General features: G+C 58.3%; 20 protein-coding genes and 4 tRNA genes. 9 read left to right on the forward strand and 15 right to left on the reverse strand.

The window, feature by feature from the left end; all coding sequences use genetic code 11:
- Window positions 1-28: 28 nt before the first annotated feature.
- Window positions 29-1,492, reverse strand: a complete 1,464-nt coding sequence (gene tig / locus HMPREF2708_RS08275) for a trigger factor (RefSeq protein ID WP_126107931.1) — start codon at window positions 1,490-1,492, stop codon at window positions 29-31.
- A tRNA-Pro gene (locus HMPREF2708_RS08280) sits at window positions 1,465-1,541 on the reverse strand. Before HMPREF2708_RS08280 ends, tig begins: the two co-directional genes overlap by 28 nt.
- 563 nt (window positions 1,542-2,104) lie before the next feature.
- Between HMPREF2708_RS08280 and HMPREF2708_RS08285 the strand changes: the two genes are divergently transcribed.
- The 3 genes from HMPREF2708_RS08285 to HMPREF2708_RS08295 all read left to right on the forward strand — a co-directional run bounded on the left by HMPREF2708_RS08285 (window position 2,105) and on the right by HMPREF2708_RS08295 (window position 3,551).
- Window positions 2,105-2,179, forward strand: a tRNA-Gly gene (locus HMPREF2708_RS08285).
- A 110-nt stretch (window positions 2,180-2,289) separates the two neighbouring features.
- Complete coding sequence (locus HMPREF2708_RS08290; protein WP_070833846.1) at window positions 2,290-2,523, forward strand: hypothetical protein; 234 nt, start codon at window positions 2,290-2,292, stop codon at window positions 2,521-2,523.
- A 146-nt stretch (window positions 2,524-2,669) separates the two neighbouring features.
- Window positions 2,670-3,551, forward strand: coding sequence for a hypothetical protein (locus tag HMPREF2708_RS08295; RefSeq protein ID WP_070833847.1), 882 nt, complete (start codon window positions 2,670-2,672; stop codon window positions 3,549-3,551).
- Between the two features lie 16 nt (window positions 3,552-3,567).
- Here the strand turns inward: HMPREF2708_RS08295 and HMPREF2708_RS08300 are convergent, their stop codons facing one another.
- Together HMPREF2708_RS08300 and HMPREF2708_RS08305 are read right to left on the reverse strand one after the other, a co-directional pair.
- Window positions 3,568-4,185, reverse strand: coding sequence for a DJ-1/PfpI family protein (locus HMPREF2708_RS08300; RefSeq protein ID WP_070833848.1), 618 nt, complete (start codon window positions 4,183-4,185; stop codon window positions 3,568-3,570).
- Between the two features lie 102 nt (window positions 4,186-4,287).
- A complete protein-coding gene (locus tag HMPREF2708_RS08305; protein WP_070833849.1) occupies window positions 4,288-4,761 on the reverse strand; it encodes a ribose-5-phosphate isomerase in 474 nt (157 codons plus the stop codon).
- Window positions 4,762-4,991: 230 nt separating this feature from the next.
- Here HMPREF2708_RS08305 and HMPREF2708_RS08310 point away from each other — a divergent pair, with 230 nt between their 5' ends.
- On the forward strand, window positions 4,992-6,197 hold the full coding sequence (locus HMPREF2708_RS08310; RefSeq protein WP_070833850.1) for a TIGR04053 family radical SAM/SPASM domain-containing protein: 1,206 nt from the start codon (window positions 4,992-4,994) through the stop codon (window positions 6,195-6,197).
- 27 nt (window positions 6,198-6,224) lie between these two features.
- Here the strand turns inward: HMPREF2708_RS08310 and HMPREF2708_RS08315 are convergent, their stop codons facing one another.
- Together HMPREF2708_RS08315 and HMPREF2708_RS08320 are read right to left on the reverse strand one after the other, a co-directional pair.
- Complete coding sequence (locus tag HMPREF2708_RS08315) at window positions 6,225-6,869, reverse strand: mycothiol-dependent nitroreductase Rv2466c family protein (protein ID WP_070833851.1); 645 nt, start codon at window positions 6,867-6,869, stop codon at window positions 6,225-6,227.
- A 130-nt stretch (window positions 6,870-6,999) separates the two neighbouring features.
- Window positions 7,000-7,530, reverse strand: coding sequence for an SMI1/KNR4 family protein (locus tag HMPREF2708_RS08320; RefSeq protein WP_246840393.1), 531 nt, complete (start codon window positions 7,528-7,530; stop codon window positions 7,000-7,002).
- A 188-nt stretch (window positions 7,531-7,718) separates the two neighbouring features.
- Between HMPREF2708_RS08320 and pepN the strand changes: the two genes are divergently transcribed.
- The gene (pepN, locus tag HMPREF2708_RS08325; protein ID WP_070833853.1) at window positions 7,719-10,421 is read left to right on the forward strand and encodes an aminopeptidase N; all 2,703 of its coding nucleotides are present in this window, start codon (window positions 7,719-7,721) and stop codon (window positions 10,419-10,421) included.
- A gap of 67 nt (window positions 10,422-10,488) precedes the next feature.
- Window positions 10,489-10,887 carry a globin gene (locus HMPREF2708_RS08330; protein ID WP_070833854.1) on the forward strand — a complete coding sequence of 133 codons (399 nt, stop codon included), beginning with the start codon at window positions 10,489-10,491 and terminating at the stop codon, window positions 10,885-10,887.
- 19 nt (window positions 10,888-10,906) lie between these two features.
- Here HMPREF2708_RS08330 and HMPREF2708_RS08335 read toward each other — a convergent pair whose 3' ends face one another.
- The 5 genes from HMPREF2708_RS08335 to HMPREF2708_RS08355 form a co-directional block, all read right to left on the reverse strand.
- Window positions 10,907-11,764 (reverse strand): DUF8185 domain-containing protein, encoded by an 858-nt coding sequence (locus tag HMPREF2708_RS08335; protein WP_070833855.1) that lies wholly within the window; start codon window positions 11,762-11,764, stop codon window positions 10,907-10,909.
- Between the two features lie 6 nt (window positions 11,765-11,770).
- On the reverse strand, window positions 11,771-12,214 hold the full coding sequence (locus tag HMPREF2708_RS08340) for an acyl-CoA thioesterase (RefSeq protein WP_070833856.1): 444 nt from the start codon (window positions 12,212-12,214) through the stop codon (window positions 11,771-11,773).
- 135 nt (window positions 12,215-12,349) lie between these two features.
- On the reverse strand, window positions 12,350-14,020 hold the full coding sequence (ettA, locus tag HMPREF2708_RS08345) for an energy-dependent translational throttle protein EttA (protein WP_070833857.1): 1,671 nt from the start codon (window positions 14,018-14,020) through the stop codon (window positions 12,350-12,352).
- Between the two features lie 302 nt (window positions 14,021-14,322).
- Window positions 14,323-14,862 carry a single-stranded DNA-binding protein gene (locus HMPREF2708_RS08350; protein WP_070833858.1) on the reverse strand — a complete coding sequence of 180 codons (540 nt, stop codon included), beginning with the start codon at window positions 14,860-14,862 and terminating at the stop codon, window positions 14,323-14,325.
- Window positions 14,863-15,094: 232 nt separating this feature from the next.
- Window positions 15,095-17,242, reverse strand: coding sequence for a bifunctional copper resistance protein CopD/cytochrome c oxidase assembly protein (locus tag HMPREF2708_RS08355; protein ID WP_070833859.1), 2,148 nt, complete (start codon window positions 17,240-17,242; stop codon window positions 15,095-15,097).
- A 110-nt stretch (window positions 17,243-17,352) separates the two neighbouring features.
- On the opposite strand from HMPREF2708_RS08355, the gene HMPREF2708_RS08360 reads away from it, so the two are divergent.
- Window positions 17,353-17,425 (forward strand) — tRNA-Arg (locus HMPREF2708_RS08360).
- 55 nt (window positions 17,426-17,480) lie between these two features.
- On the opposite strand, the gene HMPREF2708_RS08365 is transcribed toward HMPREF2708_RS08360, so the two are convergent.
- The gene (locus HMPREF2708_RS08365) at window positions 17,481-18,125 is read right to left on the reverse strand and encodes a TetR/AcrR family transcriptional regulator (RefSeq protein WP_070833860.1); all 645 of its coding nucleotides are present in this window, start codon (window positions 18,123-18,125) and stop codon (window positions 17,481-17,483) included.
- Between the two features lie 106 nt (window positions 18,126-18,231).
- Window positions 18,232-18,408: a hypothetical protein gene (locus HMPREF2708_RS11115; RefSeq protein ID WP_168168110.1), complete on the reverse strand. Its 177-nt coding sequence runs from the start codon at window positions 18,406-18,408 to the stop codon at window positions 18,232-18,234.
- On the opposite strand from HMPREF2708_RS11115, the gene orn reads away from it, so the two are divergent.
- The gene (orn, locus tag HMPREF2708_RS08370; protein ID WP_070833861.1) at window positions 18,407-19,060 is read left to right on the forward strand and encodes an oligoribonuclease; all 654 of its coding nucleotides are present in this window, start codon (window positions 18,407-18,409) and stop codon (window positions 19,058-19,060) included. The genes HMPREF2708_RS11115 and orn overlap by 2 nt on opposite strands.
- A 143-nt stretch (window positions 19,061-19,203) precedes the next feature.
- Window positions 19,204-19,279: transfer RNA gene (locus HMPREF2708_RS08375), tRNA-His, on the forward strand.
- Window positions 19,280-19,389: 110 nt separating this feature from the next.
- Here HMPREF2708_RS08375 and HMPREF2708_RS08380 read toward each other — a convergent pair.
- Entirely contained in the window at window positions 19,390-20,184 is a 795-nt protein-coding gene (locus HMPREF2708_RS08380) for an ABC transporter ATP-binding protein (RefSeq protein ID WP_070833862.1), read from the reverse strand.
- Between the two features lie 93 nt (window positions 20,185-20,277).
- Window positions 20,278-21,294, reverse strand: coding sequence for an ABC transporter permease family protein (locus tag HMPREF2708_RS08385; RefSeq protein WP_083321912.1), 1,017 nt, complete (start codon window positions 21,292-21,294; stop codon window positions 20,278-20,280).
- Window positions 21,295-21,299 lie beyond the last annotated feature (5 nt).

A 21,299-nucleotide genomic window follows, 5' to 3' on the forward strand; every position in this document is an offset into this window, starting at 1 on the left:
AAGGAATGCGTCGCGCTAACGGCGGGGCTTACTCAGCCGAGTTGTCCTCAGCCTTGTCGGACTCAGCCTTCTCAGCCTCAGCTTCGACCTCACCGAAGTACTCGTTCAGATCGATTTCGTTGCCCTCAGTGTCCTTGGCGGAAGCCTTCAGGATCGAGGTGGCCAGAGCCTTGCCGCGGCGAACGTCTGCAAACAGGTTGCCGAGCTGGCCGGATTGCTGAATCTGCTGGATGAACTGGTTCGGATCCATGCCGTAGGACTGAGCAGTGAACAGGATGTGGTCGGTGAGCTCCTGCTGGGAAACATCCGGCTGGATCTCTTCAGCCAGTGCGTCCAGGAACAGCTGGGTGCGGACAGCTTCCTCAGCGGACTTCTTGGAGTCCTCGTCGAACTGCTCGCGGGTGGTGCCCTGAGCCTCCAACATGGAGTTCAGAACCTTCTCGTCGCCGCCGAACTGACCCAGCAGCTGCTGCAGCTGGCCCTCGACCTGCTCCTTGACAACACCCTCCGGCAGAGCGATGGTGGTCTGCTCCATAGCGGCAGCCAGGACCTTGTCGCGAACCTGCTGAGCCTGCTCACCCTTCTTGGTGTTCTCGACCTGGCGAGCCAGATCTTCCTTCAGCTCGTCGATGGTGTCGAACTCGGAAGCCATCTGAGCGAAGTCGTCGTCAGCTTCCGGCAGCTCACGGACCTTGACGGACTGAACGGTAACGGTGACCTGAGCGTCCTCGCCCTCGTGCTCGCCAGCAACCAGCTTGGTGGTGAACTCCTTGGACTCGCCCTGGGACAGGCCAACAACAGCGTCATCCAGGCCGTCAATCAGGTCGTCGGAGCCAACCTGGTAGGACAGCCCCTCGGTCGAAGCCTCTTCCAGCTCTTCGCCGTCGATGGTGGCGGACAGGTCGATGGAGACGAAGTCGTCCTTCTCGACTGCGCGCTCGACGCCGGTCAGGGTGCCGAAGCGAGCGAGCAGGTTCTGCAGCTCAGCCTCAACAGCTTCCTCGTCGGCGACCAGCGGGTCAACCTCAACTGCGATGTCCTCGAACTTCGGCAGCTCAATCTCCGGGCGGACGTCAACCTCAGCGGTGAACTCAACGAGCTCGCCATCTTCCAGCTTGGTGATGTCAACCTCAGGCTGACCGATAACCTTCAGGTCCTCCTCGCGAACGACCTCGTCGTAGCGGGACGGAACCATGTCGTTGAGCACCTGCTCCAGGATTGGGCCGCGGCCGAAGCGGGCCTCAATCAGCTTTGCCGGTGCCTTGCCCTTACGGAAGCCCGGAATCTGGACCTGCTGAGCCAGTGCCTTGTAGGCGTTGTCGAACTCTGGCTTCAGCTCATCAAACGGGACCTCGACGGTAATCTTCACTCGGGTCTCATTGAGCTTCTCAACGGAAGACTTCACTGGTGCACTCTCCTGCAACTCGATGATTAATTCATAGACCACGGGAGTGCCCGTGATACTGGTCGGGGTAGCGGGATTTGAACCCACGGCCTTCCGCTCCCAAAGCGGACGCGCTACCAAGCTGCGCCATACCCCGTATGCGTCATTCGAAACCTAGCAGAAACCCCTTTGGAGCATCTGCACCGGGGCCCTCATAGTCGCGAAATCGCGTTTCCACAACGGACCCGTATAGATTTACCTGACGATTAATGAAATCACAAAACCACGCGTTCAACCAGGCTAATGCTCTATCTGAAAACGCTTTACGACGCCATCGAGAGCCAACCTGCCAACTACTACTGGTTTCATGAAATCCATGCATATCACCGGGCGTTTGCATCACCTCAGCACTGCTTTTGGCGGCCTCGTTTACTGCAAACACTCCATTCGTCGGCCGACTCATCAAAGAAACCGCCTAAAACGACCGCCCCTTTGTTGAGTCGTGTGACAGTGTAATCAACGGCTATATGCCTGTTTCACATACCCCACGTTGCTTTAGTTTCATTTTCTGTTTTTCCCGGCCACAGCCACTTTTCTTTAAAGCCTTCGAGAAAAACCTGGCATCGATTTTTGTATGTGCGCTTTAACGGGTTAGTATGCCTTGTACCAAGACACAGTCTGGTGGAAACGATTGAGTAGCTAAGCCGGATTTCTGTCTATGGGGATGTCGTATAGTGGCTAATACCTCAGCCTTCCAAGCTGAAGACGCGGGTTCGATTCCCGTCATCCCCTCCACGTAACCGGGAGCTTTGCTCCCGGTTTTTGTTTTTTCCAAGCTGATGCCCGGGGCCAGAAATTCTTCTGCCCTCTGTTCAGGATCCAGTGCCACGGGTACTCTGGGCACCATGAAGCCCACCATTATCGATGCCGATACTGGACACGAACTATGGACCGCGGTCGAATGCGCTGCTTTTTCCGGCACCGCACGTGGCACTTTCACCAGCTACGCTGGCCGCAAAAAGGCTCCTGAGCCCGTCGCGAAGCTTCATGGGTTGACCCTGTGGGATTCCGAAGAAGTTCGCGAATGGCACGCCAATCGAAAGAGCCGCACCAAGCGCACCGACTCCGCCGAGTCATAGATACCTACCCATACCCAATCATTTCCTGGTTCCCGAGCTGCCTCTGTCGCACAGAGATGTCAGCTCGGGAACTTTTCGCGCTCTACATGCGTTGTTTGAAGTAATTACTAGCAATACTCGAAATTTCCTTTTTGGAGGCCTAGCCCATGGGGGCTTTAATCCTGATCGCTATCACCGTCGGCGGCGCAATTATCATCGCGTCGATGGCTCAAAACCGTTCTAACAGGGCCTTTGATGCCCGCCAGAACAATCAATTGGAAGACGCCGTCGCAGACGCCCGCCGATGGATTGAGCGACTGGGCTCACAGGTGCTGAATCTCGCTGGCACCGATTCGGCTTCCACACAGGCTCTTGCTGACGCATCCGAGCGCTACAACGCTGCTTCCTCGCAGATTTCTACTGCACGCACCCCAGCACAGGCACGAATGGCGCGCGAATCGGCGCTGGAGGGCCTGCACTACATCAATGCAGCTCGCGAGATCATGGGCCTGCCGGCGGGGCCGACACTGCCACCACTGGAAGGCCAGAAGGCTGCTGGTTCTGTGACCGAAACTCGCACCATTGAGCACGAAGGCCACTCGGTTACCGCCTCTCCATACGCCACCCCTGAGACTCCGAACTACTACCCCGGCGGCCGTGTCGCTGGCCGTCCGGTTCCAGCCGGTTGGTACTCCGAGCCATGGTGGAAGTCCGCGCTCCGCACCGGTGTCTGGACCGCAGGCTCGATGCTGCTGTTCTCTACCCTCTTCCACGGTATGGCCGGTGTTGCCTACGGCGCTGATGAGTTCGCCAGCGGCATGGGCACCGGCGCTGACGACTTCGGTGGCACCGAGGACTTTGGAGCCGAAGACTTCGGTGGAGACGATTTCGGTGGAGATGACCTTGGCGGCGACTTCGGTGGCGGCGGTGCAGATGCCGGTGACGCAGACGACGGCGGAGGTTTCTTCGACGGACTCTTCGGCGGCGGCGACGGTGGCAGTGACGGTGGCGGATTCTTCGACGGCGGATTCGACGGTTTCGATATTTAGAAAAAGCCCGGCGCCGCTATTTCGCTAAATCCGCAAAAGGATCGACAGTGCCGTCTGTCTGGGGCCGATACTCAATTTTTCTGGCGGCGAATCGACCAGCTTCCTTGCCAAGGATGCTGCTAATTAAAGCAACAGCCATATCCATACCTGCTGCGACTCCTGATGAGCTCCACCGATCTCTGTCTTCAACCCATCGAGCCTCTTTCACCCACGTCACTTCGTTTCCGAACGAGGTAGCCCAATCAAAAGCCAACTTATTACTAGTTGCCCGTTTTCCTTCAAGAAGCCCAGCCGCAGCAAGCAGTGCAGAACCTGTGCAAACCGATGCCACTAACCGCGCCCGGGATCCGAGGTTGTTAAGCCAGTCCAAAAAATCTGCATCCTCAACTAGTGTTCTACTCCCGGCTCCGCCAGGAACTAGAAGAATATCGACCGTTTCGAGGTCAGCGGCACAACGTGTGGTAATAACCTGCGCCCCCTGAGCGCTGGTTATCGGACCAGAAATGTGGGCGACATATTCGACCTCAATCTCTGGGACATGACCAAAAAGGCCAACCGGCCCAAATACGTCCAAGAGCTCGAACCCGGGGAATAGCACAATAGTTACTCGGCGATGCACTTCTGGAATTGTCATACGACAATTCCTACTCCGTCTATACATAAAAAGGGTCTGGTTCCAGAGTTTTCTGGAACCAGACCCTTTTATTCCTATCAACAGATAGCGAACAACAACCCTTTAAGCCTCAGGCAGCTCCGGGGCGACGCCAGTCTTTTCGTACTCTGCCAGAATGTCGATGCGGCGCTGGTGACGCTCCTCCTCGCTCCACGGCTGGGAGACGAAAGCATCGACGATGGCCAGAGCCTCTTCCTCAGAGTGCATACGACCACCGAGGCCGATCAGCTGAGCGTTGTTGTGCTCGCGGGCGAGCTTTGCGGTCTCCACCGACCAAGCCAGCGCACAACGAGCGCCCTTGACCTTGTTAGCAGCGATCTGCTCGCCGTTGCCGGAACCGCCGAGCACGATGCCCAGGCTGCCCGGATCGGCGACGGTACGGGAAGCCGCCTCGATGCAGAATGCTGGGTAGTCATCTGCAGGGTCGTAGGTGTGAGCGCCGCAGTCAACGACGTCGTGGCCCGCCTTCTCCAGGTGGGTCTTAATCAGGTTCTTCATTTCAAAACCGGCGTGGTCTGCACCAAGGTAAATACGCATGGCAGCAAGTCTAGCGGTTCCCACGGATTTGACGGTGTCTGCACCCGTTTTAGGTATTGCTTGACGACGTCCCCCTGCGCAGCCGAATAGGGTGAAAATGAAACTGTTTTTGCGTTTCAGCACGTCTTCGAAACCGGAAATTGGGTGCTTTTACCGTGTCTCCTGCGCCGCAAGCTCACTTCCAAGTCGATCCGGAAGCTCATGGCTCCCATGGGCATCATCACGCACCGGTGGTGCGAACGGTTCGGCATGACATCAACAAGAAGCCATTTATTGTCATTTGGGAGGTCACGCGGGCTTGTGGCCTAGTCTGCAAGCACTGCCGCGCTGATGCGCAACATGAGCCGCATCCACTTCAGCTTTCGACCACCGAGGGCAAGACGCTGCTAGAGACCTTGGCGGCGTATAGCAAGCCGAAGCCGCTTGTAGTGCTCACCGGCGGCGATCCGTTTGAGCGTGATGACCTGGAAGAATTGGTGCGATTCGGCACGGAGCACGGTCTGAACATGTCGCTGTCGCCATCGGTGACGCCGCGGTTGACGCCGGAGCGAATTCAGTCGCTGCGTGAGGCCGGAGGTAAGGCGATGTCGATGTCGCTCGATGGCGCGACCGCCCAGACCCATGACAAGTTCCGCGGGTTTTCGGGGACTTTTGAAAAGACGCTTGAAATGGCTCCGCACATCAACGAGGCCGGTTACCGGCTGCAGATTAATTCGACCCTGACCAAGGGAAATATTCATGAGGCGCCAGCGCTGCTGAAGACGGTCATGGAGATGCAGGCCAAGATGTGGTACGTCTTTTTCCTCGTTCCCACTGGTCGCGGCGCGGATTTGGGCGCTTTGTCGCCGGAGGAACGCGAGGATGTTCTTCACTGGCTATCGGATGTGTCCAACCGAATTGCCATTAAGACGACGGAGGCGCCGCAGTATCGGCGCGTCGTCATGCAGCAGGAGGAAGCGAAAGAAAAAGGGCTGCCACCCTATGAGGGCGGCGAGCTCTACCGCTACTTGACCGAGGAAACGACAAAGCTGCTCGGCGCTGAACCGGAAAAGCCACGCCGACCGCGCTCCCCGATGGCCGTCAATTCCGGGTCAGGTTTTGCCTTCATCGACCATATCGGCGATGTCTATCCCAATGGTTTCCTGCCGCTTCACTGCGGCAATGTAAAGGCAACACCATTCCAGGAAATCTATTCGAACTCGCCGGCGTTCAAAGCCCTTCGTGATCCTGATAATTGGCACGGCAAGTGCAGCGTCTGTGAATACCACAGCGTATGCGGTGGATCCCGATCCACTGCGTATGCACTGACCGGCGATTACACCGCATCCGACCCGACCTGCATCTACATTCCACCACGGTGGGCTGCCATGAGCGAAGAAGAACAGCAGGCCTCTACCGGGCAGAATGCCGAAGATAGGGCCGCTCAGGTTCCTTAGCCGCATGCCCCAGCTGCTACAGGTTTCTTAGTCGAAGCGCGGATCCTCAGTGCGAGAGCGCTTAATTTCGAAGAAGTACGGGTAGCTGGCGACGGCAACCGAGCCGTCGAAAATCTTGCCGGCTTCTTCGCCGCGTGGGATACGGGTAAGCACCGGACCGAAGAAGGCAACGTCGTTGAGCTTGACCACCGGAGTGCCGACGTCGTTGCCGACCTCCTTCATGGCCTCTGCGTGGTTTTCACGCATGAGCTCATCGAACTCGGTAGTCAGGGCCTGTGCCAGGCGCTCTTCCGGCAGTCCAACCTCTGCGAGGGCTTCCTTAATCAGTTCGTCGAATGCATGCTCCGGCTCGTCGACATGCGCATGACGATCGATGCGGTTTTCGTTGTGAATCTTCGTGCCCAGCGCGGTGTAGAGCTTGTCGACGGCCTCCTGACCATCCTGGGAGAACACTGCATTAAACAGGCGTGCCGGGGTCCAGTTGCACTGCATCATGAACTTGTACTCTTCCGGCAGCTCGTCGCGGCCTTCATTGAGTACCGACAGGCTCATCGGCTTCCACTCGACCGCGATGTCGCGGACCTTTTCGACTTCCTTAATCCAGCGCGACGTCACCCAGCAAAACGGGCAGGAAACGTCGAAGTAGAAAGTGACCTTGTCTCGATTGCTCATGTGAAAGTCCTCCTAAAGCATTGATTGACTTATCAACGACTATAGGGGGGAATTTTTCGGCTCGCATTCATGTTTTCCGCCTATTTGCGGTTCGTTCCCTCCGGGACTTCCCAGTGGCCATGTGAGGATCCTAACCACGCGAGGGCAAGCCCGTGTCCTCCAAACAATCAGCGGTGGCCTCCAGGTAGGCAGGCCAATCTGCGTAGTCCAGGAACTCCGGGCCCACCTCGTGATCCATAGAGACCATCTTCCCCGAGCGCATGTCCAAACAGTAGTTGTTTCCGCCGAAGTCCATGACCAGCGGAATCCATGCCTCGTGATACCACTTGCCATCCGAGTCGGCGCTGTCCATGCCTTCGGCTTCAAAATCATCGAAGTCGCCGTCTGCCTGCAGCTGAGTCCACAGCTTGTAGTCGTTCAGAATCGACTTCGGCGGCGCAATCCAGCCACCGTCCCACGGCTCACCGTCCACAGACGCGTGCCGCAGCCACGAAGCTCGCACGTAGTCTGGCAGCTTTACTCCGAGGTCAGCCTCAAGCTGATCCAGTTCCGCTTCTGTCGCCGGGGCCTCCAGGGCATCGTCGCCAAGCTTTGCTTCAATGCGATCCCACGCCGCGTTGACCCGTTCAACCTTGCTTGTATCATCACTGAGTTCGTACATGAAACGAAGTGTATTCACAATCGGCTTTGCTCGCATGCCGAAGAAGCCAAAATCTCGTCCCTTCGACCGCCAATCGACCGCCAATGCGACCGCCTCAATCGACGTGGAATGAGCGAGGAAGTCGAGGTCACGCCGCCCACCCCGCTACTGCCCGATTCCCAATCCGGGGTCGTGGTTACACTTGTCGCATGACTTCCACGAACCTAACCAGGACCGAGGCCGCCGACCGTGCGGCCATGCTCGAGGTGTCCCACTACGACATCTCTCTTGACCTCACTACCGCACCTGTCGGTGGGCCGCACAGTGCACCAACATTCGCTTCCACGACCGCAATTTCTCTGACGGCGAAGCGCGCTGGTTCCACCTTTATTGACCTGCGTGATGCAGTCGTCAAGAGTGTGACCATCGACGGCATCGATGCTACGGAGGCCGCTCGCTATGCCAGCGAAACCGGCATTAACGTGGATCTGACCGAAGGTGACCACACCATCGTTATCGACGCGGACTGCCGTTACACCAACAACGGCCAGGGAATTCACCGCTTCCAGGATCCTGCCGACGGCGAAACATACCTGTACTCGCAGTTTGAAACTGCCGACGCCAAGCGCGTGTTCGCCTGCTTTGACCAGCCGGATTTGAAGGCGACGTATTCAATCCACGTCGTGGCACCGAAGGGCTGGAAGGTTATTTCCAACTCGGTGGCCAAGACCGGCGCCACCACCGATGTCCACGGCAATGAGGCCGACACCTTCGACTTCTCGGTGGACGTTCCGCTGTCGACGTATCTCATCGCAGTCTGTGCGGGCCCATGGCACGAGGTCACTGACTCGTGGACCGGCACTGTCGCACCGCACCCGGAAACCCCTGCTGAGCACCAGCCGGATGGCGAGCTGACCATTCCACTGGGACTCTACTGCCGCCAGTCCATCGCCGAGTACCTCGATGCCGACACCTTGTTCAAGGAGACCAAGGAAGGCTTCGACTTCTACGCCAAGCATTTCGGCGAGCCGTACCCGTTCGGTAAGTACGACCAGATCTTCTGCCCGGAATACAACATGGGCGCGATGGAAAACGCCGGCTGCGTGACCATCCGCGACGAGTACGTCTTCCGCTCCAAGCCCACCCATTACCTCTACGAGCGCCGCAACGACACCATCCTGCACGAGATGGCTCACATGTGGTTCGGTGATTTGGTCACCATGCAGTGGTGGGATGACCTCTGGCTCAATGAGTCCTTCGCCACCTGGTCGGCCGCGGCCGCTCAGGTCGAGGTTTCCGATTACAGCCACGCTTGGACCACTTTCGCCAACGTAGAGAAGGCCTGGGCCTACAAGCAGGATCAGCTGCCGTCGACGCACCCGATTGCCGCCGATGCCAGCGACATTGACACCGTCGAGCAGAACTTCGACGGCATCACCTACGCCAAGGGCGCTTCTACCCTCAAGCAGCTGGCCGCCTACGTTGGTCAGGACGCCTTCCTCGCCGGTGCTCGTCTTCACTTTTCCCGTCACCGCTTTGGCAACGCCACCTTCGCGGACCTGCTGGACGCGCTCTCCGAGGCTTCCGGTCGCGATCTGTCTGGCTGGGCCGATCAGTGGCTGACCACTACTGGCATCACCACCCTGGCACCAGACTTCCGCCAGTCGGCCGGCAAATACACCTCCTTCGCAGTCACGCAGGAAGGTGCCGAGCCGGGCGCCGGAGAACTCCGCGATCACCGAATCGCCGTGGGTATCTACAACCTGCGCGGCACCGACGCGGATGCCGTACTCGAGCGCACCAAGCGCGTCGAAATCGACGTCCGCGGTGCCCGCACCGAAGTCCCAGAACTGGTCGACACCCCAGTCGGCGATGTCGTGCTGGTTAATGACGACGACCTCACCTACAGCATGATTCGCCTGGACGAAGGCTCACTTGCCACCGTGATCGACAACATCGGCGCTTTCACCGATTCGATGGCGCGCACACTGTGCTGGTCCGCCACCTGGCAGATGGTTCGCGCAGGCCAGATGCGCGCTCGCGACTTCGTCAACCTGGTACTCCGCGGCATCCCGGGCGAGGACAAGCTCTCCGTCTTGGAGCGCGTCATCGCTCAGGCGGTCAGCGCCGTCAACGTCTACGCCGATCCACAGTGGGCTGATTCCACTGGCCGCGACCTGCTGGCTCAGGGTCTGTTGGACTACGCGAAGAAGGAAACCGACGCCGACCGCGCCCTGATCTTCGTTAACGCTTTGACCACCGTGGGCTCGTCGAATAGCGACGTCGTTGACGCACTGCACGCCATCTACGCTGGCGACGCAGACAAGGCTGGTTTCCCAGCTGTCACGGTAGACACCGACATGCAGTGGCGCGCCCTGAAGGCGCTGGTTTCCGCAGGTCTCGAAGGCGAGGAAGCCATCGCAAAGCTTGAGAAGACCGACAACTCGGCACTCGGTGCGCAGGCCGCCATCGCCTGCCGCGCCTCCGTGCCGACGCTCGCCAACAAGTCCCGCGTCTGGGCAGAGGCGACGGTCTCCGGCAACGATGCCCCGTCGAACCTTGTCATTCGCCACTTGCTGGCCGGCTTCAACGCGCCGGGCTCGGGTGCGGTGCTCGCACAGGCGCTTGACGACGGCTCCCGCGCCACCATCAACGCGGAGCAGTCGGCGACCTCGCTTTCGGAGCACTTCTTCGCTGTTGCCAACAGCTGGTGGAAGCAGTTCTCCTCCGAGACGGCCCAGACTCTGCTCGAGGGCTTCTACCCCACCTGGGAGATCAGCGATGAGGCAATTGCGGCTGCTCAACGTCTGCTCGACAGCGACGAGACCGCAGCGCCGGTCAAGCGCATCATCTCTGAGCAGCAGTTCCTGGTGAAGCTCGCTCTTCGCGCCCGCGAGTTCGACGCGAAGTAGCAAGTGATTTCGGCCGGCACTTTGGCCGTTATCGTTTTCGTGGCATCAAGTCGATAGACTTGGTGCCATGACAACTTCTCAGACGCTCTTTGACTCCGTCGGCGGCGAGGATGTCTTCAATCGCATCGTCCATGGCTTTTACACGCGTATGCGTTCCGATGACCTCATCGGACCGATGTACCCCAGCGATGACTGGGAGGGCGCCGAGGATCGACTCCGCATGTTCCTCGTCCAGTACTGGGGCGGGCCGCGTACGTACAGCGAACAGCGTGGTCATCCGCGCCTGCGCATGCGCCACATGCCGTTTTCCATCGGCGAAGCCGAACGCGACCGTTGGCTGGAGATCATGAGCGCCTCACTCGCAGACATTTCCGATGAAGAGCTCCCCCGCCCTCAGCGCGAAGCCATGTGGAACCACATGGTGCAGGTCGCTGACATGCTCATCAACCGCTTCGACGCGCAGTAGGAATTAGGCCCCTGCCCCGCTAGTTCAGCAGCGGCAGCACGCCGAAGGACTCAAGCGTAAAGATTGAGCCAAATCGCCCATCCAGCCGATGCCACCGTCCCTTCGTGGACACGCGCACCGGCTCTTTTTCATCCGGTTGCTCCGGAATGAAGCCCATCGCACACAGCGCAAACACATCCCGCATGGTCACGTCGACAACGCTTTTCGACGTCTCCTGCGACTGCCCCTCCCCTGAGTCAACAGTGGCTTCACCGGAGGCAGTGGCTGTGCCGGTGGCTGCGTCGCTGGTATCTCCGCTGACAGTAAGAACCTTCTGATCCAGCAGAGATGGCGGCATTCCCATGGGGCCGGAAGATTCCACAGCGACCGCGCGCCCCTGCTTCTCGAGAGTCCGGAAAGCAGTGGCCGGAACATAATCGACAACCTGCCATCCTTCCGGCACCGGCAGGAATCCCGGCCAGGCGGACGCCGACTGCGCATGCACCCGGTACGGCAACGCGGTGAGCGAAGCTTCCTTGTCCTCCGCATCGTCGGATGATTTTGCCTGCGCAAAGGCACGCACTGCGATGTCTTTAATCTCCGCGACAGTGACGATGATGTCGTCGGGAAGCGCGTGTAGCGCAATTGTGCGCATGGCGAGCGGGCCGATCGGGGTCTTCACCCATACCTGCGACATTGCTGGCGCAGCGGTGGGCTGGGACGAGGAACTGATACCGGCGGCGGTGATGGAGCTGGTACTGGAGGTGGTCTTGCGGGCTCGGATACGCAGCAACGTGTTCTCGTCGAGGGCATAGGCCTTATGGGCCAGGACGCCCAGATTCTTCAGGGCATCGGGAGTGCCGAAGGTCAGCTCGGCAACGGGGTGAGAAGTAGTCACGGCGAATTACTTGTCCTGGTCTTCCTTGTTGTCTTCGATTGCGGGAGCTGCAAAACGCTCCAGTTCACGGCGGGCAGACGGGGAGAGCTCGACTGCCTTCGCAGTCTTGAGATCAAACATCACCATCACGGTTTCGAGCACAGCCACGATGTGACCATGCTGGTCGGAGATAGTCTGGCGGAGTGTGAAAGAGGTGCGACCGAAGTTGATGATCTCAGTCTCAACCACAACTTCCTGGGTGTCCGGCAAAATTGCGCGGACGTAGTCGATCTCCAGGCGACGCACCACTGCCGCGGGCCTCCCTGCCCCGCCGCCGAGGCCGCGCATCACAAAGTCCAGACGAGCCTGCTGGGCGTATTCCAGGAAAGCGGTGTTGTTAGCGTGGCCGTACTGATCGAAATCAGACCAGCGGATAGCGACGTTGGTACGAAATGGTGCTGATTCAGTCATACCCAGAACTATAGGCGTTTTCTGGGGCTACAATCCTGCGAATACGCGAAAGCCCGGGACCTGTGCACTGGTGCGAGCCAGTCCACACGGTTCCGGGCTTTGCCGTCGGCAAAAATCAGATGCGCGAGAAATAGATTAGCGGGTCAGGCGACGGTGAGTGACGCGCGACGGGCGTGCAGCCTCCTCGCCGTAACGCTCAATCTTGTTCTTCTCGTAGCCCTCGAAGTTGCCCTCGTACCAGAACCACTTGCCCTCTTCGAAGTTGCCTTCCCATGCGAGGATGTGGGTACAGGTGCGGTCCAGGAACCAACGGTCGTGGGAAATGACCACGGCACAGCCCGGGAAGTTCTGCAGTGCGTTTTCCAGCGAAGACAGGGTTTCGACGTCAAGGTCGTTAGTCGGCTCATCCAGGAGGATCAGGTTACCGCCCTGCTTCAGGGTCAGCGCGAGGTTGAGACGGTTGCGCTCACCACCGGAGAGAACCTTCGATGGCTTCTGCTGGTCCGCGCCCTTGAAACCAAAGGCAGACAGGTACGCACGAGACGGCATCTCGTTCTGGCCGACCACGATGTAGTCGAGACCATCAGAGACGACCTCCCAGACGGTCTTTTCCGGATCGATGTTTTCACGACCCTGGTCTACGTAGCTGAGCTGAACAGTCTGACCGACCTTGACCTCACCGGAATCCGGCTGCTCCAGCCCCACGATGGTCTTGAACAAGGTGGACTTACCCACACCGTTCGGGCCAATCACACCGACGATGCCGTTACGCGGCAGGGTGAACGACAGGTCCTTAATCAGGACGCGACCATCAAAGCCCTTCTCCAGGTCCTTGACCTCAACAACCTGGTTACCCAGGCGCGGCGGGGTCGGAATCTGGATTTCTTCGAAGTCGAGCTTCTTGTACTGCTCGGCTTCCTCCACCATCTGCTCGTAGCGCTCCAGACGGGCCTTGTTCTTGGCCTGGCGAGCCTTCTGCCCCGAGCGGACCCACGCCAGCTCATCCTTCAGGCGCTTCTGCAGCTTGGCGTCCTTCTTACCTGCAACCTCAAGGCGCTCAGCCTTCTTCTCCAGGTAAGTCGAGTAATTGCCCTCGTACGGGTAGAGCTTGCCGCGGTCGACCTCACAAATCCAGCCAGCGACGTGATCCAGGAAGTAACGGTCGTGAGTCACGGCCAGGACGGCACCCGGGTACTTAGCCAGGTGCTGCTCGAGCCACAGCACGGACTCGGCGTCCAGGTGGTTAGTGGGCTCGTCGAGAAGCAGCAGGTCCGGCTCGGAGAGCAGCAGCTTAGCCAGTGCTACACGACGACGCTCACCACCGGAGAGATGAGTAACCGGCTCGTCTGCCGGCGGGCAGCGAAGCGCATCCATTGCCTGCTCAATCTTGGAGTCCAGCTCCCAAGCATCAGCGGCGTCGAGCTCCTCCTGGAGCTTGCCCATTTCTTCCATGAGCTCGTCGGTGTAATTGGTGGCCATCTCCTCGGCGATGGCTTCAAAACGAGCCTTCTTCTCGAAGATGTCGCCGAGGCCTTCCTCGACGTTGCCGCGAACAGTCTTCTCCTCATTCAGCGGAGGCTCCTGCAGCAGGATGCCGACAGTGGCGCCCGGCTCCAGGAAAGCTTCACCGTTACTCGGCTGATCCAGGCCAGCCATAATCTTCAGAATCGACGACTTACCTGCACCGTTCGGACCGACCACGCCGATCTTTGCGCCCGGGTAAAACGCCATGGTGACGTTGTCGAGAATAACCTTATCGCCGTGTGCCTTACGCACGTTTTTCATCTGGTAGATGAACTCACCCATGGTGGAATTTCGTCCCCTCGTAAAAAGGAAATAAGCAATCCCTGTAGAGGTTACGCATAGGAGCCAAAAGGCACAATCTACAAGGGCGTACCCGCATTCCTTTCCCACCAAAATCTCTGCCAGGCTGCTAGCAAAACTAGCTGCGAGATAACGCTGCCGAATCGTATGCGGCCCCTCCCCCTTTCTCAGCAGCGTCACCTCACATGCAGCAAATACCCCTCCCCTCTTTTAACGCCCCCCCTTAATCCGCTCTAGAACGACCAACTAACTCCTTGCCTGGAACAGGCCAACTAACTCCGTCACTAAAACGGCGCACTAGCTCCTGCACCAGCCATTTCTTGCTGCTCAGCACGAGCTGCACTTGTGTTCCCAGCCTCACTAGCGTCGCCAGCACCAGCGCTGAATGTACGCACTGTCTCAGTAACCGAGGCGTCCGATTCCCCAGCAGCAGCCTCACCAAGACCCGTCGGCGACTCATGCGGCTTCTCAGTCATAGTCTTGACCGTTGCCAGGTGACGACGCAGATTCGGCCCCACCGCCTTAGCAATAATCTTCTGGCGCTGATGCTTCGTACCATCATCGCCCTCCCAACGATCCGTACGAACGTGACCGTGGACAATAACGGCTTGGCCCTTCCACACCGTGTTATTCACGTTCTCGGCTAGTTTGCCCCAGCATTCAACATCAAAATATGACGTCTCCGACTGCTCCCAACCATTCTCCCCCTTCCATGACTTGCTGGATGCCACAGAAAACTTGCAGACCTTTGCCCCAGAATTGGTATTTCGATTTTCCACATGATGGACCACATTGCCCACCACGGTAATAACTGCCTCAGACATCGGGCTCCTCCCCCAAAGAAAGCGTTTACCTACTGCGGCCGAATAATCCGAAGATGTCTCATTCGTGCCGTGCCAATTACTTTTCCGGCTTCGAGAAACAAATGAAAGAGGTACATAAAAAGCCTGTGGATAAGTTCGTCAAAAAGACAACTATCCACAGGCTACGTATGAAGTTGAGGAGCGAAGTCGCAGCAATCCTCGTCGTCAAGCGAACGAAATCAGCTTAACGACGCTACCTTCCACGCCTCTTCGAGGCATCAATCGGATTGTCCATGTGCACCGGATGCTGCGCGTCAACCTCCGAGGTGTAGTAATCGCGCTCATCCTCGCCACCAACACCGACCTGCTGGCTCATACGTGCGAGCATTTCGTTGTAAGCGGCCAACTCCTCATCGTTGTTACGGTCTGCGACGCGGTCGTAGCGGGCTGCATCCTTTTCATCGGAACGCCGCCACTGCACAAACAGCGCAACGGTGACGATATAGAGCGGAACCTCACCTGCAGCCCACGCGACGGCACCACCAACATTCTGATCCTCCAGGAGATTGACTGCCCAAGGGAGATCCAGGCTGGCGTAGTAGGTCTCGGCAAGCACCTTCTGCGACTGCATCAGCGAAATACCGAACCAAGCGTGGAACGGCAACGAGCCCATCAGCGTGACCAGCTTGACCGACGGTTCAATCTGCTGTGGTGCAGCATCGACACCAATAATGACCCAGTAGAAGATGTAACCGGAGATCAAGAAGTGGATGTTCATGAACACGTGACCCGCGTGCTCATCGGCCAGGAAGTCGTAGATCGGTGTCATATAGAGCAGGTAGAAACCTGCGACGAACTGCACCGTTGCTACCACCGGGTGAGTGAGGAAACGCGACACCGGGTTGTTGATGAAGACCACCAGCCACTCACGAATACCCGGCAGACCATCACGGCCGGCCGGCTTCAGCGCACGCAGCGCGAGCGTGACAGGACCGCCCAGCACCAGCATGACCGGAATACCCATGGAGTAAAGCATGTGGGCAATCATGTGAACCGAGAACAGAGCCGGCATGTATACGCCCAGCGCGCTGCACGAAGTAAACAGCAACGTGGCACAGCCGGCGAGCCACCACAGGGTGTTGGAAAGCGGCCAGGTACCGCCGCGCTTCTTCAGTAGGTAGAGCCAGTACAGGTAAATCCACGCGGCAATGATGGCGGCAGAGCCGAAGAAGATGTCAAAGCGCCACTGCGTAAACATGGCCTCCCAACCGAATGGAATCTCCAGGTTGTAGCCGAGCTTGACCTGCATCTGCGTAATGGATGGCAGGCCCTCACCACCGGCCTGCTCAGAGAAATTCGGTGGCGGCGGAGTACGGCCGAGGGCCACGGCAACGCCAATCGTCAGCGCCATGATGATCACCTCGACAATGGCCAGACGCCAGAATGGACGATTCGACTGAGCGCGCTCAATCTCCGGAATGGTGATCTTGCGGTGCACATAGCCACACAGGCCCAGCAAGATGGTGAGCACCGCCTTGACCAGCACCAAGATGCCGTAGTTATTGCTGACCAAATCAGACCAGCCAATATTGATGGCTGCGTTAATGAAGCCAGAGGCAGACATTGCAATGAATGCAACCAACGCCACGAAGGAGTAGCGCTTCACGACTTCTGGCATCCACTCACCACGACGACGCGCGTGGCCAACCAACGCCATCAAACCGCCGACCCAAAACACAGTGAAAGTCAAGTGCCAGATGTAGGAGTTGGTGCCGTAGTCATGCGCACCACCGGAGGCGTTGTGGCTCACAACAGCCAACGGCATCATCGACACCAAGCTGATGGCGAAGAACACCGGCTGCCAAATCCACTTACGAGTCAGCGATGAGCCGAGCGCCACAATGCCCGCAAAAATAGCTACCCACAGCCACGCCAAGCCCTCCTTGGTCTGCTCCAAGGACACAGCCCAGTTGCTCAGCTGAATCGTCGTTGACAGCGGCTGGCCCGACACATCGGAGAGAACCAGTGGAATCTCCATCAGCGCCATGAGACCCCAGCCGAGCATGGCCCACATACCCGTGCGGGATGCCGTGTAGCCGTCGAGGCCCAAAGTGCCGTCGGCACGCTGCTTCGTACCGAAAGCGGCGAGCATAAACGAACCGACACCGAGGCAGGCGAGCAGCTCACCGACCGCCTTGGCGAACGGGAACCCGAAGGTGGTGATTGTGCCGGGATCCGGAATACCCAACGTGGCGCGCGAATCCATGTTGAACGCCATCGAGAGCAAACCAGCTAGAACGCCGCCGATAAGCACAAAAACAACGTACCAACCAGCAGATTTACGGACTTTCTTATCCTTGCTAACAGGCGGAGAGGTCTCGGCCTTGGTCGTGGCAGTCATAGCCCTAAGCTTAGCGACCAAAGCCCCTAGAACAGAACCGGTAACACCACTGGGATGAGAACCGGTTGTGATTGGCTACATTAGAGACGCTACAATGCTTTTCTTAGCTAGCCTCCATAGCTCAGTGGACAGAGCAGTCGGCTTCTACCCGATTGGTCGAGGGTTCGAATCCTTCTGGGGGCGCAAAAATAACCCGCCTGACCTGGTTTCATACCAGCATCAGGCGGGTTTTTACCTCTTAGTTCTTCTTGTTATCCGCAGGATCCGGACGCAAGTAGCGGTCAACCATGTCGACGACCTCTTCGACAGATTTCTTGTCTAGCGCCGCGTCCTTGCCATCCGGACGCCACACCAGCACCATCGTCTGAATCAGACGGTAAATGTTTCGCGCCAGCAGATATGAATCGTGCTCGCGAATAGTGCCGTCTTCCTGCCCGTGACGGACACCGGGGAGAATGAACTTCTCCACAATTTCCAGCTGAGTGTCGCTCATCTCTCCAGTGAGCGCTTCTAAGACGCGATCGGGATCTGTCTTGACTAGGCCAGGGAAAAAGTCACTTTCGATGATGCGTTGAACGACGATTCGAATACGCAGCAACATACGAGCGCGTGAATCGCCAGGGACATAACGGAGCCCCTCAAGCATGTGCAGGATTTCGCGGTTGGTCACTTCCGCGAGAAGCTCGCCAATATCGGCGTAACGGCGATATACAGTCGGCCGCGAAACTCCTGCCTTGCGAGCAATTTCTGCAATCGAAGTCCTACGCAAGCCAACAGTCATTACGCTCTCACGCGCAGCGGCAATGATGACATTATCGACGGATGGTTTCTGTGCCGCGGTGTTGCTTTGAGCAGCGTCGCCAACACGACTCGTCTCATCCATGTAACTATTTCTCCCGTTGGAATCCGAATTCAGAAGTAATTTTATCAGGCAAATAGGTCGATTTAGTTCATGCCCCGTTGTCCAATTCTAAAACCTCACTTTCCAGTTAATTTCGTTTCCCCGCAATTCGCTCCACAAACCACGCTCCAATCCACACTCCCAACCGCATCACAATCCACATCGCTAAGCTGGGCGTAGTCAACACGCGCCCCACAGCCCAGTCCGGGCACAAAATAAGGCGCACTGCAGAAACATGCCGAATCTCAGCGAAAGGTGAAATCATGACTCAGCCCAATCCCGATCTCCAGCTCTCCACTGAGCTCGACCGGATTGTGTGGATTGACTGTGAGATGACAGGCCTCGAGCCCGAGCGCCACGTCATTGTCGAAATCGCGGCTCTCGTCACCGATGCCAACCTCAACGTCCTAGGTGAAGGCGTGGACATCGTCGTGCATGCGTCCGAGACCGAATTGGCACAGATGGACGATTTCGTCACCAAGATGCATGCGAAGTCCGGTCTGGATCAGGAGATTCGCGCAAGCAAGACCAATGTCGCCGACGCCGAACAAGCTGTTTTGGACTACATCCGCCATTGGGTTCCCGAGCCCCGCACCGCTCCGCTGGCAGGAAACTCGATTGCTTCCGACCGCAAGTTCATCCACCGCTACATGCCAGAGCTCGATCAGCACCTGCACTACCGCATGATTGATGTCTCTTCCCTCAAGGAACTGGCCCGCCGTTGGTACCCCCAGGTCCTCAAGGGCGCTCCAGAAAAGGGTCTCGCTCACCGAGCTCTCGCGGATATCAAGGAGTCGATCCGCGAGCTGGACTACTACCGTCGCGCCATGCTTCTGCCCCACCCCGGTCCCGATGGCGACGCTATTTCCGCCGCAAGCAAGGAATCCACAGAAAAGTACGGTGAGATTCGCGGCTAGTCCGCTTTACGACGACCCCAAACCCCACCCTTTCCCAAATTCATCAGGGTTGACCTGCTGTTTTTGTTTCCAGCCCACTGTGGGCTACCATATAGTTCGCTGCAGAGATGAGCTGAGGAAACAGCTACTTTAATGCGGTAATGGTGACTGTAGTTCAGTTGGTAGAGCACCAGGTTGTGATCCTGGGTGTCGCGGGTTCGAGTCCCGTCAGTCACCCCAAGTAGAACCCTCGGCCAGGAAAATTCCTGGCCGAGGGTTTTTGTGTGTCCGCCCGGCGCGTCGCCGGGGTGGGCCCTTTTGCTACTTAGCCCCACCCCCACACACAGTCACTACCGAGTAGCAACCAAACCTGCATCCGATGCCTGCAGTTTGCCGTCGACCATCTCCACGATCCGGTCGGCACCGTGGAGCTGGCCCAGGTCGTGGGTGATGTACAGGGTGGCCACACCCATCTTCCGCGTCACATCCATAATCAGTTGCGTCACGGCCCCTGCGCTCTTCTGATCCAAGGCCGCGGTCGGCTCGTCGACTAGCAGCACTTCCGGCTCATTCATCAGTGCGCGCGCAACATTGACACGTGCCTGCTGACCACCGGAAAGCTGGCTCACGCGACGGTTTCCCAGCCCCACCAGGCCAACTGCCTCAAGCAGCTCGTCCGCTCGCTTCTCCGCTTCACAACGGCCACCCGCGAGCCAACCAAAGACGCGGCCCAGCCGCCGCATTGCGATGAGCTGCTGCTTAACCGTCAGCGCTGGCAGAAGATTCGGCTGCTGGAAGACGATACCGATATGTTCGCGACGAACCTTGGCAGCATCCGCGCCGCGAGCGCTCAGGTCAATGGCCGTCCTTTCCGCACTCTCGTCCGCGCCTGCACCGTTCGAGTCCTGCTTGGTGGAGTACAGAGTGACATGTCCGGTATCGGCGCTCTTCAAACAACCTGCGATGGTCAACAGAGTCGACTTACCGGAACCCGATGGACCAACCAATCCAACTACCTCGCCAGCTCGAATCTTCAGCGAGATGTCATCCAAAATGGTGCGCTTGTTTTCACCGTCCTGGACGGTCAGCGAAATGTTCTTCAGCGCCAGTGCCACGGGAGCGTTGTTGTCGATGTAGGTAGTCATTTTGTCCTCAATTCCTCAGTTGCTGGTTGTGCAGGTTGTGCATGATTAACGCGATGTACGGGTTTTGTGGGAAACCGCCGTATTAACGAGCCACTATGCGTTCGCCAGTGCGGTGGTCGGATCGACGCGGAATACCGGCACCAGTGCCAGCAGCGCACCAACTATGCCGGTCACAGCGAGAATGAGCCCCGGCACGACGGTCGTGGAAGCATCGACCACAATCGGCATGACGTTGCCGCTCTGCAGAGCCCAGCCCGCTGCCGCGGTCACCGCAACACCGCCGCCGACTCCGATTGCCAGCACGGCCAGGACCTGTGCCAAAGAATCAGCCACCAGCACTGAGCGCGAGGCCCCGAGCGCCGAGGAAATGGCCACACCACGCAGTCGCTGGACGGTCCACACGGTAAAAAATGCGCCTACTACCAGCGCAGAAATCACATACAGCATCGAGATCATTGCGTTGAGAGAAGTCTGCTCGCCCTGGTAGGAAGCCGACAGGTTATTGCGCTCGCCGTCGCGCAGAATGGTTCCTTCCGGGACATTCGGCAGCTGTGCCGCAGTCTCGTCGACAACCATCGCCGCCGGAACCATCTGCCCCGGCGTCAGGTCTTCCATCACTCCGCGCCCGGCGTAAATAACTGCCTGGTGATCCAGCCACTTATCCCCCACCACGCGCGCAACGGTGGTCTCGTGGTCGCCCATCGCGCCAGACAGGGTCAGCGATTCACCTTCCGCAATGGCGGTTTCACTGACACCGTCGGTGACGGCCACCTGGTCGTCGTTAAGCGAAAAGTCGGAGATGACGGTGACGGGCGTTTCGTTGACGCGCGCACGACTGACGTAGATATCGCGGACGTCTGCGCCGTTATCGCTCGCCCATGTCTGGACACTCTTACGCGCCGGCTCACCCATGCTTGACGACGACAACGACGTAGCCCCCTCAGAGATGACGACGGCGTCGTTTTTGCCATAGACCTCGTCAAGTGCGGAGACGGACTGGGCGGACAGGCCGGCAGCCAAAGCCGAGAGGAAGGTGACCATCACAGCAATCATGCTGACGGTGATGGTGATCAGTGCAGCACGGCCTGGAGCGGCTCGAAGTTCTTTCATTGACT

It is taken from the genome of Corynebacterium sp. HMSC073H12 (genome assembly GCF_001837775.1).
In the GTDB taxonomy this organism is placed as follows: Bacteria; Actinomycetota; Actinomycetes; order Mycobacteriales; family Mycobacteriaceae; genus Corynebacterium; species Corynebacterium amycolatum.